This window comes from Paenibacillus sp. cl6col, from assembly GCF_900102125.1.
In the GTDB taxonomy this organism is placed as follows: Bacteria; Bacillota; Bacilli; order Paenibacillales; family Paenibacillaceae; genus Paenibacillus_B; species Paenibacillus_B suaedae.
The window spans coordinates 667,262-684,180 of sequence record NZ_FNAZ01000002.1 but is presented as its reverse complement, the minus strand read 5'-3'; the positions used below and the strand labels follow the sequence as shown (position 1 = coordinate 684,180).

The window sequence follows — 16,919 nt, the reverse complement described above, 5'->3', positions numbered from 1 at the left end:
GTGTAAAACGAATTGCAAATACCTTATAGACATATCACCGCGATGCTAGCGGCAAATATTCCTTTACATTATTCATATAGGTTTGAAGCTCTTTTGTAATCCTTGGTATTTTGTGCTCCTCACAAAATAGCTTAATCATGAGCTGATCCTCTACTACCGCGATTGTGATCTCCGTAGATAATTTCCTTGTCCTGCTGCTGAACATCTCCTTGATTGCAGTAAGCTCATTCTTCATTTCCGCATGTGAATCGAACAATCCAAGGTAGTTAAAAATCGGGAGCGTAATCGTTTCAGAGCTGTAGATCTCTTTTAATGCACGTCGTACCTTCTTATACTTGTTCTTCGGCTCTTCTTGAGACAGTAACGCTGCAAAATGAATGTTTTTCTCATAGGCAAAGCGAATGAGTTCATTTATGTCTTCCATAGCCAGGTGCTGATCTCGCGGCAGACTCAGAGGCAGAATATCAATAAATGCCCCCATAGTATGATAATAGTTATGGGATGTATATTTTCTTCCTGTATGCATAAGTGCAAACGGTACCGAATCAAGCTCGAAAGCGAGCTCAACAATTTTTAAAAAGATGTTCATGGATATATCCCAGGACATCTCTTGTACAGACTCGCGTATTTCTTCAGTCAACGGAATCGAAATGGTTGTATGAATCAATGATGCTTCCTTGTACTTTTTGAAATACTGGCTAAAGCTATCCTGAAAATCAGTCAGCTTGAACCTCTCGATCAGATCCTTTTCCGTTATCCCTTGAGGCCCTCTCGACTGTTCTTGAACATAATGTTCATATTGCAATATGCTTTGTCCTCTTGATTCCCCATTGTTTGCATAGGCTTGTTGGATACTTGATTGTATGATATCGAAGCTCATTGCATCAAAGATGAGATGACTGCAAGGCATATACACCTTATAATGACTGTCTGAGATTTTAATGATGATCATGTTGTACAGCAGATTATTCAATACATTTGTACGATCCGCATGATCTCCAAACCGCTCATGGATATAGGACTGTATACGTTCTTTCTGTTCTTCGCTCACATGTTCCAAGTCTACATAAGGGATATCAATGCCTTGAACCACCCCGTACTCTTGGATCATGATTCGATGATCAGTTTGGATTAATGTACTTCGTAACAGCCCCTGTTCGTTAATGACAGACGCAATACTCTTCTTCAGCAGCTGCACATTAACTTGGTGATTAAAATCGATGATCGCCCCACTATACGTTTGGTTGGTATCAAGAAGGATTTTCTGCATCGCGGATAGTGGGTACACGCTCGTTATCTTGTTGTTGGTTACAATCGCATTGCTAAAGTCATTGAGTTGGTCGGCTAAAGCTTGCTCCCAATTTGATTCGTTTAGTGAAATCCGCTCTAAGATCTTAGATCCTTCTTCTTCTTGGCTATCCATTCTTTTGTTCGCCCAGTTATTATAGAGGTCACGGATATTTTCATAATAGAATATATCTTTAATAGAGATGTGAATATTCACCTTTTTTAGTTCTTTGTATATTTTTGCAATTCGTATCGAGTCTCCGCCAACTTCAAATAAATTGTCCCTAACACTCAACTGCTGCAATCCCAGTACATCCTTGCAAATGTCGATCATTCGTTTTTCGATTTCATTTTCGGCTTCCTCGTAATGAGCGCCCGTCTTGATATCGCCTTCCATTTCAGGCAATCGCTTGCGATCCACTTTTCCATTTAGATTAAATGGCAGCAACTCCATTCTCAGGAAATATGCGGGTATCATATAGGCCGGCAATTTCTTGCTTAACGATTCCCGTAAAGAATGGATGGCGATTTCCTTCTCTGCTACATAATAGGCACAGAGAACTTTCGATCCATCGATTTCCTTATCGATAATTGCAACCTGGGACACTTCTGGCAGCTGTAACAGGGTCTGTTCAATCTCGCCGATTTCGATTCGATATCCTCTGATTTTAACCTGATGGTCGATCCTTCCTACATATTCGATATTTCCATCAGGCAGCCATCTTGCCACATCACCCGTTTTGTATAGAATCTCTTCTGGCCGATATGGATTATGAATAAATCTCTCTTTCGTTAATTGCTCGTTATTCAAGTAGCCCCTTGCTAGCCCCACACCTGCGATGCACAGTTCACCATTTACACCTACCGGAACCAGTTTATGATTGGCATCCAGTATCAATACGCGATGATTTGCGATCGGAGCTCCAATAGAGATTTTCGTTTGCTGAACCTCGGACAGCTTGCATGCTGTTGTACATACAGTATCCTCCGTCGGGCCATAGGCGTTAATGACCTCTACTTGTCCGAGCAAATGCGAGATCTGTTCGTACTTCAGTTCACTTCCTGCCGTAATGACCCGCTTCAATCCGTTCCCTGCCTCCAAATTACCCGCGACAAATGGAGGTAAAGTAATGGTGGTGATGCCGTGAGTTCTCACAAATTCGTTCAATAAATCCGTGTTGAGTAGCACCTCTTGATCCGGAATATAAAGGGTATTGCCAAGCAATAATGCCATGTACAGCTCCCATGAGAACGCATCAAACGCTATACTTGCAAATTGCAGTATATTCTCATCGTTACCGATTCCAAGCTCGCGCTCAAACCAGTGCTTCAAGTTAATGACGCCCTTATGCTCGACCATTACTCCTTTAGGCTTGCCGGTCGTTCCTGAGGTATAGATCACATAGGCCAAATCGTGAGGATGGTTGATATTATCGATTTGTTCAATCGAGCGTGCGTATAACGCCTTATCTTCCAAATCAATCATTTCATTAACTTCTAGAGGTCTCTTCTGCGCAAGTGTATGGGTAGATAGCATAAGCTCTGCTTTACTGTCCTGCAACATATAATTGATTCGTTCTTCCGGATAATTTATATCAATAGGCAGATAGGCAGCGCCCGCCTGCAAGATAGCTAGTACGCCGACAACCATGTCGATGGAGCGATCGATCATGATCGGCACGATCGACTCCGCACCTATGCCCTTCTCTCTGAGTTGAATAGCTAACGCATTCGCTCTCTGATGTAACTCATTATAGCTAATGGAATCTTCACCGCACCGTACTGCCGTTTTCTCTGGATTCCTCATCACTTGATATGCAAAGAGACTTTGAATTGTTTCCTCTGATTGAATCTCCATATCCGTGTTGTTGAAATCAACTAAAATTTCGTCTCTTTCATCCTCTCCCACAGTCTCAAGTTCATCAATGCGGATATGCGGATTGGACATGATTTGGTTCAAAATGTGAAGGAAATGGCCTTTGATCGTATGGACGCTCTCTTCATCGTAGATCCCGTCATTATAGTTGAATTTGACAAGCAGCTCTTCCCCTGGAATGACCTTGATATTGAAGCTATAGTTCGTTTCCTCAAATATCCGGGCTGAATGAATACGAAGATTGACCTGATCTTGAATATCTTTATGAATCATATCTTGATCCATCGGATAATTTTCATAGACCATCAGCCCATTGATGAGGCTATTGCCAACCTCAGTCAGCTTTTGGATTTCCGCTATTGAGCAATAATGATAGGGCTCACTCTCATGGAAATCCGATTTTATTTGCCGCAGCACTTCCGTATATCGTTTCTCCTGCGTCGCATTTACTCGTAATGGAATGGTATTGATGAATAACCCTACCATTTCATCAATTCCATGTATTTGAGTTGTCCTGCCCGATACAATAAATCCGAACACAACATCATCCACATGATTATATCGTTGCAGCAGGATCGCCCATATACTCTGGAAAATTGTATTTACTGTAACGGTATGCTGCTGCGCTAGCAGCTCAATTTGTTTTGTAACGCTTTTATCTAGACGTAGAATAACCTCTTGCGGTTTCCCTTGGACGGTTGAAACTTTCTTGAATGGAATATCGATTGTCGTGTCGTATCCCTTCAAATACGTTGACCAATAGTTCAGAGCTGCCGTCTTATCCTGCGAACCAATCCACTTGATATACGCTTCATAAGGTTGTATTTTCTTCGCTTCTAAAGGCGTATTACGCAACAGTAGATTATAGATGTCGAACAGTTCACTGCTAATGATCCCAAATGACCATCCGTCCAAAATAATATGGTGATTGCTTAACAGTAAACTGTATTCCCGCTCGCTCATCCTTACTATAAATAATCGAATAAGGATATCGTTGCTTAAATCAAAGCCTCTTCGTCTATCCTCTATGACCAGCTGTTCGATATACGCTTCCTTATCGGTCAGTAAGTCTCTTATATCGAGATACGTGAACTCGGGTTCTCGGGATTTGTACACGATCTGCATATTTTCTTTGAAATGATTGCTGTCAACATTCGTTCGCAAGATGTCATGACGAGCAACAAGCTCTACAAAGCTCTTCTTGAATAACTCCGCATTAAGTTCTCCGACTACCCTAAGCTCCATATTGACATGGTAGTACTCGCCCTTATCCGCCATCGAATGGAACAGAAGACCTTCCTGCATTGGAGTGAGCGGGTACATGCGTTTCACGTTGTTGATTTGCTCATGGTACGGAGCTAATTCTGCCCAGGATATGTTCTCATCAGTAACATCCGAAGCGGTAACTTCTACATGCTCCTGGGAGATGCAATGATCGATAATCTCTTTAAGATTGTCCATATAACACTGTAGCATATTGTCAATCGTTGCATCGTTAAATTCTTCCCTGACGTAGCTCAAGGTCAGACGGAATTGCTTGTGCAGCACCATTGCTGAGATAGTAAGAGGATACAATCTGCCGCTTTCTTGGCTCACCGAATCCCCCGGTAATATATCGGATAACGTAAAGTTGTCGCCAGAAATATTCTCATCGAACTGTCCCAAATAGTTAAAGCTGATATCTGGGTTGCGTATCACCTTCAAATCAAAAGGCGATAAATATCTAAGCATTCCATAGCCTATCCCTTTGCGAGGGATCCGTCTGAGTGTATCCTTCGTAAATTTGATTACATCCGAAATATGATCTTGGGCGTGCAGAATCACCGGGTATTGACTGGTGAACCACCCGACTGTCCTTGTTATGTCCACATCATCTACGATTTGTTCTCTTCCGTGCGATTCCAAATTAATGAGTATGCGCTCCGTTTGATTGCAATTAGCAATCGATACGGTTAAGGCTGAGAGAAGGATATCATTGATTTCCGTTGTATACGCCTTATTGACTTTGGTTAATAACTTCTCGGTATAGGCCTGATCCAGCATAATCGTCTTTTTTATGATCTTAGCGCCTTGTATACTTGAAGGCTCATGATCCTTGTTAATCTCTTTCACGTCCCATTGGCTAAGACGATTCCAATATTCCAGCTCATTTTGCAATGTAAATCCGCCAGCATACTGCTTCTGCTTGGAAGCCCATTCTTGGAAGGAGCTAGTCTTCAACGGCAAACTCTTTTCTGGATCCTGATAGAGCGAATCAAAGTCCTCTATAATAATTCTCCATGACACGGCATCTACAACCATATGATGAATGGATATAAGCAAATGGTCGCCCTTGTCTGTTTGGAACAGCCCTATTTTGACAAGCGGGCCCTTCGCTAATTTCATACTGGCCTGGAGTTCAGTACATAAGCCAGTTATATAATTATCCGTAATCGGTTTTCCTCTAAGGTCATAAATATGAAAATCATATAATCTATTCGTTACTTCTCGATTGATTAACACCTGGTCAACATATATGGCTCGCAATAGATCATGATGCTGCACAATACGATCGAAAGCACGTTCGATTCTATCCACGCTGAAGCCATCTTCACGGAAAAGCATCAGATCCTGATTGAAATGATCTTTGTCAAGATGTTCTTGCGCTAAGAACCATTGCTGAATTGGTGTCAGCTCGATCTCGCCGGATACTTCGCCCTGATCTATGGTTTTTGTTGTCGATTTGATATGCGGGATCAAGTCTTTAATTCTAGGATTGCCCATCAAATCTTTAATCTCAAATGAATACCCTCTATTGCTCATTTGGGCAATTGCTTGGATCGCTTTAATGGAATCTCCGCCTAAGGCGAAAAAATCGTCATTGAGTCCAACATTCCTCACGCCTAATATCTTTTCCCATACCTGGGCGATTGCTCTCTCCATGTCATTTCGAGGCGCTGCGTATTCGGCTCCAGTAACCACTTTGCCATCTGGTTCCGGCAATGCCTTACGGTCTACTTTTCCATTCGGGGTTAACGGCAGCCGATCCATCTGTACGAAATACGATGGAATCATGTAGCTCGGCAGCGATGCAGACACATGATTCCGCAGTTCTGATGCAGACAGTTCCATCTCGCTCACAATATACGCGCATAGGTACGCTTGTCCGTCCTCTCCTATTTGGGCCACTACGATTGCATCTTGGATCACCTCATGCAGCAGCAATTGCTGGGCGATTTCGCTTGGTTCGATGCGGAAGCCTCGAATTTTGACCTGTTCATCAATCCGGCCCAAATATTCGATATTCCCATCAGGCAGCCAGCGAGCCAAGTCTCCGGTCTTATACATTCGTGCCCCCGCTTCGAACGGGTTCGGAACGAACTTCGCCGCCGTCAATTCTGGATTGTTGACGTAACCGCGAGCAAGACCGTCTCCGGCAACGCATAGTTCACCCGCCACACCAATAGGCTGTAAATGGTGATGACGATCTACGATATAGGCTTTCGAATTGCTAATTGCTTTTCCAATTGGGATAGAGCTGCCGAACTCTTCCTCAATAGCATAGGAGGTTGAGAAGGTTGTATTTTCGGTTGGACCATACCCATTTATCAGCTTCAGGCCCTGATAAGCCTGTCTGACTTGATTGATGTGCTCCCAAGACAGCGCATCTCCACCCACGATTAAATGCTTCAGTCCCTTAAATATCGTCACGTCCTGTTGAACGAGCTGATTAAATAACGGAGAGGTCAACCACATCGTTGTAATTTGATTTCTACTAATTTCCTCCCCTAACCGTTCCGCATGTAAGAGGATATGTTCCTCAACCAACACCAATTCGATTCCATTCAGCAAGGCTCCCCAGATCTCGAATGTGGAGGCATCAAAGACCATCGCCCCAGTTTGTAAGATCCGGTCTCCTTCCGCAAACTCTATGTAGTTCGTGTTTTGGACAAGCCGCACAACACTTTGATGCTCTACCATAACCCCTTTTGGTCTTCCCGTGGAGCCGGATGTATACATGACATAAGCCAAATCTGAAGGGCTGTTAATCAGCAACGGATTATCTGAGCTCTCTGATGACAATTCCACTGCGATTCGATCCGTAAGCACGATGTCGATCTGGCTATCGATATGAAGTAATGCTTCCATATGAGAGGATTGGGCAAGGAGCATTCCAGTGTTGGAGTCTGCAAGCAGAGTCCTCATTCGGTCTACCGGGTATTTCGGATCAATTGGCAAATAAGCTCCGCCAGCCTTTAGAACTGCTACAATGCCGATCACCGTTTCAACGGAACGTTCACCCATAATACCAACGATGACATTGTTCCCTACGCCCATTTGTCTTACATAATGAGCCAGACGATTGGCTCTCTCATTAAGCTCTTGATAGGTTATCTGTTCGTCTTGGAAGCGTAATGCGATATGCTGCGGTACTCTCTCTACTTGCTCTTCAAGCAGTTGGATAATGGTTTTATCCTTCGGATAGTTGCTGAGCGTATCATTAAACACATGAAGAATGTGATGCTTCTCGCGCTCGTCAATGATGTCAACATCATCAACGCATACATTTGTGTTGTCAATAATCTGATTCACAATCGCATCAAACGCTCGGATGATCTTTGACATATCCGCTTCAGCCAATGCGTTCTCATTATAGATGAAATTGATCATCATCTTGTCATCTTGGTTGACAACTAGCGTTACGTTATAGTTTGATCCTTCAATGAGCTGATGCGGCAGTACAAACACGGAATTGAGTATTTTCAAATCATTGTTTTTCAATATTTCTTCGTTCAGTTGCTTCTCATCAATCGGATAATTCTCAAATACAAGGAGGCTGCGAATCAAATCGCTTTTCGCCTCACTCAGATTTTGAATTTCCGCAAGACTTACAAAATCATGTTTGTTGTTCTGCAGTGTAGTGTTGGTGATCTGCTTCACGAGTTCAGGATATTGCAAATTGTCTGTAAATTTCACACGAAGCGGGACTGTATTGATAAACAGTCCAGGAATCACTTCTACGCCTTCGATCTCCGCATTTCTCCCTGAGACAACATACCCATAAACAATATCATCGGTATTATTGTATTTACTAAGAAGAATCGCCCAAATGCTCTGGATCACGGTATTTACCGTAACTCTACTTTCCTGAGCAATGCGAATGATGGATAACAATCTTTCCTCGTCCAACTCCAATGCCATCTCTTTATTGATGACTTCATTCATTTTATGTTCTCTTTCAAAAGGGATCCTCGTGACTTCTTTGCAATCATGCAAGTAATCTTTCCAGTACGCTTTAGCTTCATTGATATCTTTGTTTTTGAGCCAATCGATATAAGTAGAATAAGGTACGACATCGTTCAGACTCGCTGGAATCCCATGCTTGATTTCATTATAAATTTTAAACAATTCTATAAGAATTAAGCTGTTGCACCATCCATCCATAAGAATATGATGCAGATGAAAAATCATACTGTATCTGTTCTCTTGCATTCGAACAAGTACAATGCGAAGCAGTACATCCTTGCTTAAATCAAATCGTCTTGCCCGATATTGCCTGATTAAATCCTCCAGATATGCTTCATTATCTTCGCCCTGCTCGGTGATGTCGATGTACTCAACTGCTCCTCTTCGCTTTCTATAAACGACCTGCATATTTTGTTGAAACGATGAATAATCAAATACTGTCCGTAAAATATCATGTCGATCGATAACCATGTTAAAAGCTCGATCCAGCATATCCAGATCAATATGCCCTTCCACCTGGAAACAGGACAACTTGATGTACGTATCCTGCTCATCTGTCAAAGCATGATAAAGCATACCCTCTTGCATAGGCGCAAGAGGGTAGATGTTCTTAACATTGTGAAGCTCATTCTTGTATGCGGACAATTGTTCCATCGTTATATCTTCTAGCGTAATATCGGTAACGGTAATTTCCGCTTCCTTCTTGGTTGTACAATGTTGAATAAGGCGATCCAATTGATTTTGATATACGCTTAGCAGCTTCTCAATCGTTCCTGGAATAAAATCATCTTGCTCGTATATGAAAGTGAGCTTCAAATTGTCTGCGATGAGGATAGCTTCGATATCTAGAGCATGTGAGCTTGTTAGGTACTTGGATGAGTATTCACTGGAACCCAGATTCGTAATTTCAAATCCATCTCCGCTAGCACCTGGATCGATTCTGCCTACATAATGAAAGCCAATTTCGGGCTCTGCAAGGTTCAAGTCTTCAGTGGATAAGTACTTGAGGATACCATAGAAGCGTCCCTGATTCGGAATTCGCCGCAGCATGTCTTTCGTATGTTTGATTGTGTCGCCGAGATCATCGTAAGCTCTGAGGACAACTGGAAATTGTGAACGGAAACACCCAACAGTTCTGCTCAAATCCATAGGCTGTGCCCATTCTTCCCTGCCGTGGCCAATCAAGCTGATCAATGTGTTCTCTTCTCTTGTCCAGTCTCGAATCGTCAGGGCCAAGGCAGCTAATAAAATATCAAGAAGATTCGTATGATATGCATTGTTGATATTATTCAGCAACTCTCCGGTAACTTGTACACCAAGCTCTTGAACTTGTTTGTTCAACTCCATGCAAGTTTACCTCTCTCCCTTGGCAATTTTTTGGTGGCCGTCGTGTCATGTAACCTTTTCCAATAGTCAGCCTGCCTTTTCACACGATAAGAGTCTGCATATTCGTTCAGTTTGTCTGACCATTCCTTGAAGGAAGTCGTGTTCTCCGCCAACACGATGCCCAATCCCTGCTCTGCCTGCGTATACCCATTCATGAAGTCTTCTAGCAGAATGCTCCAAGATATCTCATCGATAAGAAGACCATGGATAGCGATGAATAATTTGTCCCCCGAGCTCATTTGGAACAAGCCCAGTCTTACGAGCGGCCCTTTCTCAAGATCCATACTGTTCTGGATCTCATTGCATGTTTCGATAACTTCTTGATCCGTTGCATTCTCATATACCTGAAGGTCATACTGTGCTTCGCCGGCTCCTCGATTGATTTGAACGACATTGCCGTTATCCTGCTGATACACCATTCGCAATGCGTCATGCCGAATGATCAATTGATCAAACACTTCCTTTACCGTGTTAGCCTGAAAGCCCGCTGCCCTGTGCAGCATTCTACTCTCGCAGCAATGATGTTGATCAACAGATAATTGTTCAAAAAATTGCTTTTGCATCGGAGCTAACTTTACTTCCCCAGCTAAGGAATTCTGCATCTGCTTGTGATGCTTCGACTCTATTACTTTCACTAGCTGCTTGATCGTGGGGTTTTTGTATAAGTGATCAACCTCGAAGATGTAGCCCTTAGCTCTGGCTCGTGAGATGAGCTGAATGGCTTTAATCGAATCCCCGCCCATTTGGAAGAAATCATCGTTGATACCGATCGGACTAGAGCTTAATGTTTTTTCCCATATGTGAGCGAATTCCTCTTCGATTTCAGTACGCGGAGCCTCAAAACCCGCACCTGCTACGGTACGTCCGCTAGGCACTGGCAGCGCATCACGAGCGGGTATTCCATTCTGCGTATGCTTGTTCGTGTTATCTTGTCCGATATTGCCAAAATCCTTGAGTGTAAGTCTAGAGTTTTCGTTAGGATCGTTATGAGTAATAATAAACTCTAAGATTCTTTGATAGTCTTGTCCCCATTTCCCGATCGTCTCTTCTTTGAACAGGCTTGTTTTATAAGTCATCCCGATATGGAATGTGCCATTTTCCTCAAGAATTTCAATGACAAAATCAAAATCGGATAATGCACTCTTATATTCATAGGTATTAATTTCTAAATTATCGATCGTGAGTACTCTTTCATCCGTTTTTTCATAGACAAACCGTACATTAAGGAAGCCTTCCCTGCTGTTTTTCGCTTTCTTCATGAGGCTTGCCAGGTAATTGAACGGGTAATACATATGGGAGTACGCTTCAATACAATTTTGTTTGACTTCCTTGACAAACGCTGCAAACGTCTTATCATCTGAAAGATTGTTCTTCAGCACGATGGTGTTGGTAAACATACCAATACTCTCATCAAAAGAACCATCTGCCCGGTTTGTCACTGGAGTTCCTATGCAAATGTCTTCATTTCCAGTTAATTTTTTAAGTAGAAGATTAAACCCTGCAGCCAACAACATAAATAAAGAGCATTGATGACGCGAAGCAACTGTTTTCAAATCACGAACCAACTCGGATCCGATCTGCATATGAACCGTATTGGCCGTGAAATCAGACTCTGGAGGTGTTGGATAGTCGGCAGGGAGCTTCAGAACATTCAGTTCACCGAATAATTTGCTCAGCCAATACTGTTCGCTCTGCTTCTTTTCGTCCGATGCCAAGTAGCGGGTTTCCCATTCAACAAAATCTCGATACTGCTTATTCACAGGCATAAGTCGTTCATTCGCATACAAGCGCATGAACTCTTGCACGAAGATACTCATTGAAATGCCGTCTGCTATCGTATGATGGAAGTTGAAAATCATCGTACCTTCTTGGCTGCCCTCTTCGATTAGGATGACCTTCAACAAAGGAGCTTCCGCTAGATCAAAAGGGGTAACTAATGATTGAATGAGCTCATCCAAATCCTCATGCAAGCCCTTTTTGACGATATCGATTGTAAACTCCACCTGTTCAAGAATTTCTTGCTTAAACTCCCCATCTTCAACAAACAGGCGTGTGCGCAGGCTCTCGTGACGCATCACGATTTCATTGAGTACGGCTTCAAATTTATGACGATCCAGCGCTCCCCTAACTTTTAGTACGGTCACCATATTATAGGGATCATCTTTGCCAATGGAGCTTAGAGTGTATAATCGTTGCTGAATGATAGACATCGGAATTACAGGTTGCTGCTCTTCCAACCGGGTGGATTGAGGCAACTGAATAGCATGCTGGTTCAATGAGGAGTCGCCAAAATATCCGGCTTGACGCATCTCTTCAATCGTCATTTTGATGGCAGTAAATATATTTTCGATATCCGCATCCGTGTGTTCGGTGGAGAAGAAGCAATTCCGTCCTTCCCATACATACACACCCTTCTCCAGCAAGCCGAAGAAGAAGATTTCGAAATCCCCTCGAAACACAAATCTGAATAAGGAACCGAAATTCACGACTTTGATTGGAACATGCTGCTCTTCGAAATACGCGTTTACTCGTTGTACAAAGTCATTGGTTTTTTGATTCAGTCTGTCATAAAGCGTATCCTTGTTCTCCGTTATATAGGTTAATGAAGCGTGAGCTGCAGCCATGGCGAGCGGGTGATGTGAGAAGGTTCCGGCCACAAACGTTCTCTTCTGCTCACATGGCGGAACCGACGTATCGCCAAAGCTCCACATGCCCCCATCAATACAGTCCATAAACTCGGATTTTCCAGATACAACTCCGATCGGCATCCCGCCGCCAAGAACCTTACCATAGGTCACGATATCTGCTTTGATACCGAAATACGCTTGGGCTCCGCCTGGGTCAATTCTAAAGCCTGTAATGATCTCGTCAAATATGAGTGCAACTCCGTTTTCTTCCGTGATTTGCCTAAGTTTCTTCAGGAACTCCTTAGGCTGAACATCCGGTCTTCGGCTTTGAACGGTCTCAACTAGGACACCGGCGATTTCATTCGCGTGATTTCTGATATAATCCAGCGAAGCCTCTTGATTGTAATTCAACATAACTAAATCACTGACAACGCTCTCCATAATACCTGGAGCCAACGGGATCGTCGTTAGGCTTCCGTCATCACCAATGGAGGACAATCCAAGCAAGCCGTCATAGGTGCCGTGATAGGATCCCGCAAAAGTAACGATCTTCTTCTTGCCTGTGCTTGCCCTGGCGATTCGTACAGCCACCATATTGGCTTCCGTTCCTGAATTATAGAAAGCTACCCGCTCGACGCCTGTTAATTGGCTGATCTGTTCGGCAACGGTTCCAGCCAGTCTGCCCATTGGGCCTAGAGGCATTCCTCTGCGGAGCTCCTCCGTTAATGCTTCATTGATAAAGCTCGGGTTATGTCCAAGCAAGTTAACGCCAAAGCCCATCGTCAAATCGATAATGCTATTCCCGTCGATATCGCGAAGCTTCGATCCTTGTCCAGTGTCCGCCACGATCTGATAGATCATTTCCTTCATGACCGGTCTGAATCCCGCTACATTTCGATTATTCGCATATACTTTTCTGTATCTTTGAATATTCTCTTTTGATTTTTGGGTGAATCTTGTATATTTCTTCTCAATGTTTCGAATATAGGTAAGCTGCAATTCATTGAAATTTTCATTATCGATCAATTCCAGCTTTTTGTAGGGTACATAATGGCTTTTGGTGTCCACAGCCAAGGGTGAAGCCTTTGGGCTGCTCACAATGACCTCGCTCTGCTTCAAGTTTGGCGTATTCTTGCTAACTGCCAATGGCTTCTGACTGGGATTCGTAAAACCCTTCAGAATATCCAGCTGTTCGGACATGATTTTCATCTGCGTATTGAAAATATTCTGCAAAGCATCCATGCCATCGAGTGCACCTAACGAATGGTTCTGTGCCTGACCAGCTGCCGCCAAGCTGTTCATTGGCTCTGCATCCGGGATCGTATTTATGGTCTCTGAGATCGGTTTCACCGGTTCATCATACTCAGTCTCATAACCAATTTCGTTGATCTCCTCTTCATCCACCCAATCCGTATGTTTGTTAATATGCTCGGTGATCTTCTCAACGGTATCCAAGTTAATAAAGAACTCATTTAATGTAATCGAGATGTTGAACTTATTCGTAATTTGTTTATTGAGTTGGATAAGTACTAAAGAATCAAATCCGAGCGTCAGCAGATTGAGGTCATCCTCGATCTCTTCGATCTTGAGCCCCGTTAAAATCTGTATCATTTCTTTTAATTCGGATTTGATCTTCTCTTTCGGGTTAGATCGCAAGCGATTCCCGCGAGCTTGCGGCTGTTGTGGATGCTGTGAGTGTTGTGAAATAGGCGGCAGTTCTTTTATTTCCTTGGAGGAGCTTGCTTCTTGAATTGGATACGCGGCTGCACGGTCTATTCTTCGTACCTCTCTCCACAGTTCCTTCTTTTGGAATGGATAGTTTGGAAGCTTTACTCTACACGTAGCATAGGATTGATAGAATGTGTTCCAATCCAGATCCATTCCCTTCATAAATAAAGCAGAGACGGAATTAAAAAATTGCGTGTAGTTCTCCGATTCTCGTCTCATAGAAGGTACAAACATGATCTCATCATCTTGTAGACACTGGTTAGCTAACCCGCTTAGGGTTGCATCGCCTCCGATTTCAATAAAAATATTGACGCCAAGTCGTTTGGCTTCTTGCATGGCACCTTGGAAGTTAACCGGCTTGGATAGATGCTCGACCCAATACTTGCTTCTACCCAACACTTCTTCTTGTTCCACTTGTCCCGTAATGCTGGATATCATTGCTGTCTGCAGGTTTGAGAATGTGATGTCTCCGATGCCTTGCTCATACATGCCTTCATACTCCTTCATTAACATGGAGTGATAAGGATGAGGAATATTGAGCTTATTAAAAAAGACTCTGTGTTTGGTTTGCAAGGTTTCGATTACGATATCGACCTCATCGCTTCGGCCCGAAATCGTAACATTGTCAGGAGCGTTAATGGCAGCAATGGTAACATGTTTGCATCCGCTTTCTTCCAATGCAGCTTTCACATATTCCACATTCGTCAGAATGACGACCATCTTGCCTTCGACATCAATGGATTCCATCATTCTGCCACGCTGTGCAATCATCAGGATCACATCGTCCAAGCTGATAAGCCCTGCATAGCAGGCTGCCGTATACTCGCCTATGCTGTGACCGATAATAACGTCAGGTTTTATCCCTAACGCACCCCACAGCTTGGTTAAGGCATACTCAATGGAGAATATGGCTGCCTGTGAATAGATCGGTCTAGTGAGCAGCGTAGTGTCTTCCCCGTAGATCCCGTCTAGTATCGACAGGCCGAGTATCGCTTTAAACTTCTCATTACACAGATCCATCGTTTCTCTAAATATTCTTGATGTGGTGTAAAATTCTCTAGCAATTCCGTCATAGATGGAGCCTTGGCCCGTAAATAAAAAGGCGATTTTGTTGTCTTTGGCCGTACTCTTCTGGATGAGGAGCTCATGGTGGCTAGAGTTGTTCAGAACCAAATCCATTTTATCCAGTAAATCTTCTTTGTTCTTCCCCACTGCTGCAAATCTGTAGTTCAAAAATGAGCGGCTAATATTGGACGTATAAGCAATATCCTTGATGGAGCCAGTTTCCTTCACCAATTGCTCCTTCATTGCGCTTATATATCCTTTTAAAGCTTTTTCATTCTTGGCTGACAAGGTCAATAGATGAGCTGGCAGTTCATCCAATTGCTCATCCTTGTCATGAGGCTGAGGGGGCTCCTCAAGGATGACATGCGCCAGCGTTCCGCTGAAACCAAAAGAACTAATCCCTGCTCTTCTGACTCCTTCAGTCTTCTGCCAGTCCATGAACTCGTCCGCGATCTTAACCTTCCCCCACGAAATGTTCTTATTTGGGTTTTGAGTATAAATGTTAGGCAAGATCTTCTTATTCTCAAGAGACATAATGACTTTAATCAATGCGGCCATGCCTGAAGCTGCTTCTAAATGCCCAATATTCGGTTTGGCGGATCCGATAAAGAGAGGCTCCTTTTTATGCTTAAAGACCTCTGATAACGATTGGATTTCGATGAGGTCGCCTAATGGTGTGCCAGCACCATGTGTTTCGATATAATCGATATCGTCAACAGTCAAATTTGCATGTTGTAGTGCCTGTCTGATTACGCCTTGTTGTGACAATCCGTTTGGAGCAGTAAATCCGTTTGACTTGCCATCCTGTCCGATCACTACATGCTTGATAAGGGCCGCAACTGCATTTCCAGCTTGCTTGGCATCTTTTAATCTTTTGAGAACGATGACACCGCAGCCCTCGCCTCTTCCAAAACCGTCTGCATCATTATCAAACGCCTTGCATTTTCCGTCCTTAGACAAACCGCTGAATTTGGAAAGCCCTATAAATGGCTCTGGTGTAAGCAATAGATTCGAGCCCCCGACAATGGCCATGTCGCACTGGTTATTCCGCAAGCTGTCGACGGCAATATTCAAGGCTGAAATAGATGACGAACAGGCCGTATCGCAGATGATCGCAGGCCCTTTGAAATCATAGAAATAGGATAATCTACCCGCTGCCGAGCTAAGTGAGACACCTGCAGTTGAATAAGCCGTTATATCGGAAGCTTGACCCGAATACAATTCGGCATTGGCATATTCATAAGCGCTGATTCCAATAAATACACCTGTTCTGCTCCCCTTCAGCTCCTCTATATTCAAGGCTGAATTCTCCATAGCCTCCCAGCTTACCTCCAACAAGAGTCTGTGCTGAGGGTCTATTGATGCAGCTTCAATGGCTGATAGACCGAAATGAATATTATCAAAATCTCTGATATTATCACGCAAAAAGGATGCGCTCTTCGTAACCATCTTGCCTTCTTCTTCAGGATCATCACTGTAATAGTTGCGATAATCAAATCGATCCGATTTAATCTCGGTCACAGAATCCATTCGGTTGGCCATTACTTGCCAGAATCCTTCAGCGTTCCATGCTTCTCCTGGGAAGCGACATGAATAGCCAATTACCGCAATTTCTTCATTGCTCTTCTGATCTTGAATGATCGTGGACAGCTCTTCTATTTTGGCGGCCGCTTTTTTGAGAGCCGATTTATACTTATCAATTTCCTGCTCCACACACTCACTCC

Annotated in this window: 2 protein-coding genes; both read right to left on the bottom strand. The window is 43.3% G+C overall.

Annotated elements, in window-relative coordinates; translation table 11 throughout:
* Window positions 1–34: 34 nt before the first annotated feature.
* Window positions 35–9,736, bottom strand: a complete 9,702-nt coding sequence (locus BLS15_RS07145; protein WP_090510652.1) for a non-ribosomal peptide synthetase — start codon at window positions 9,734–9,736, stop codon at window positions 35–37.
* Window positions 9,727–16,908, bottom strand: coding sequence for a type I polyketide synthase (locus BLS15_RS07140; protein ID WP_028532978.1), 7,182 nt, complete (start codon window positions 16,906–16,908; stop codon window positions 9,727–9,729). The genes BLS15_RS07145 and BLS15_RS07140 overlap by 10 nt, the downstream gene beginning before the upstream one ends.
* Window positions 16,909–16,919: the final 11 nt, after the last annotated feature.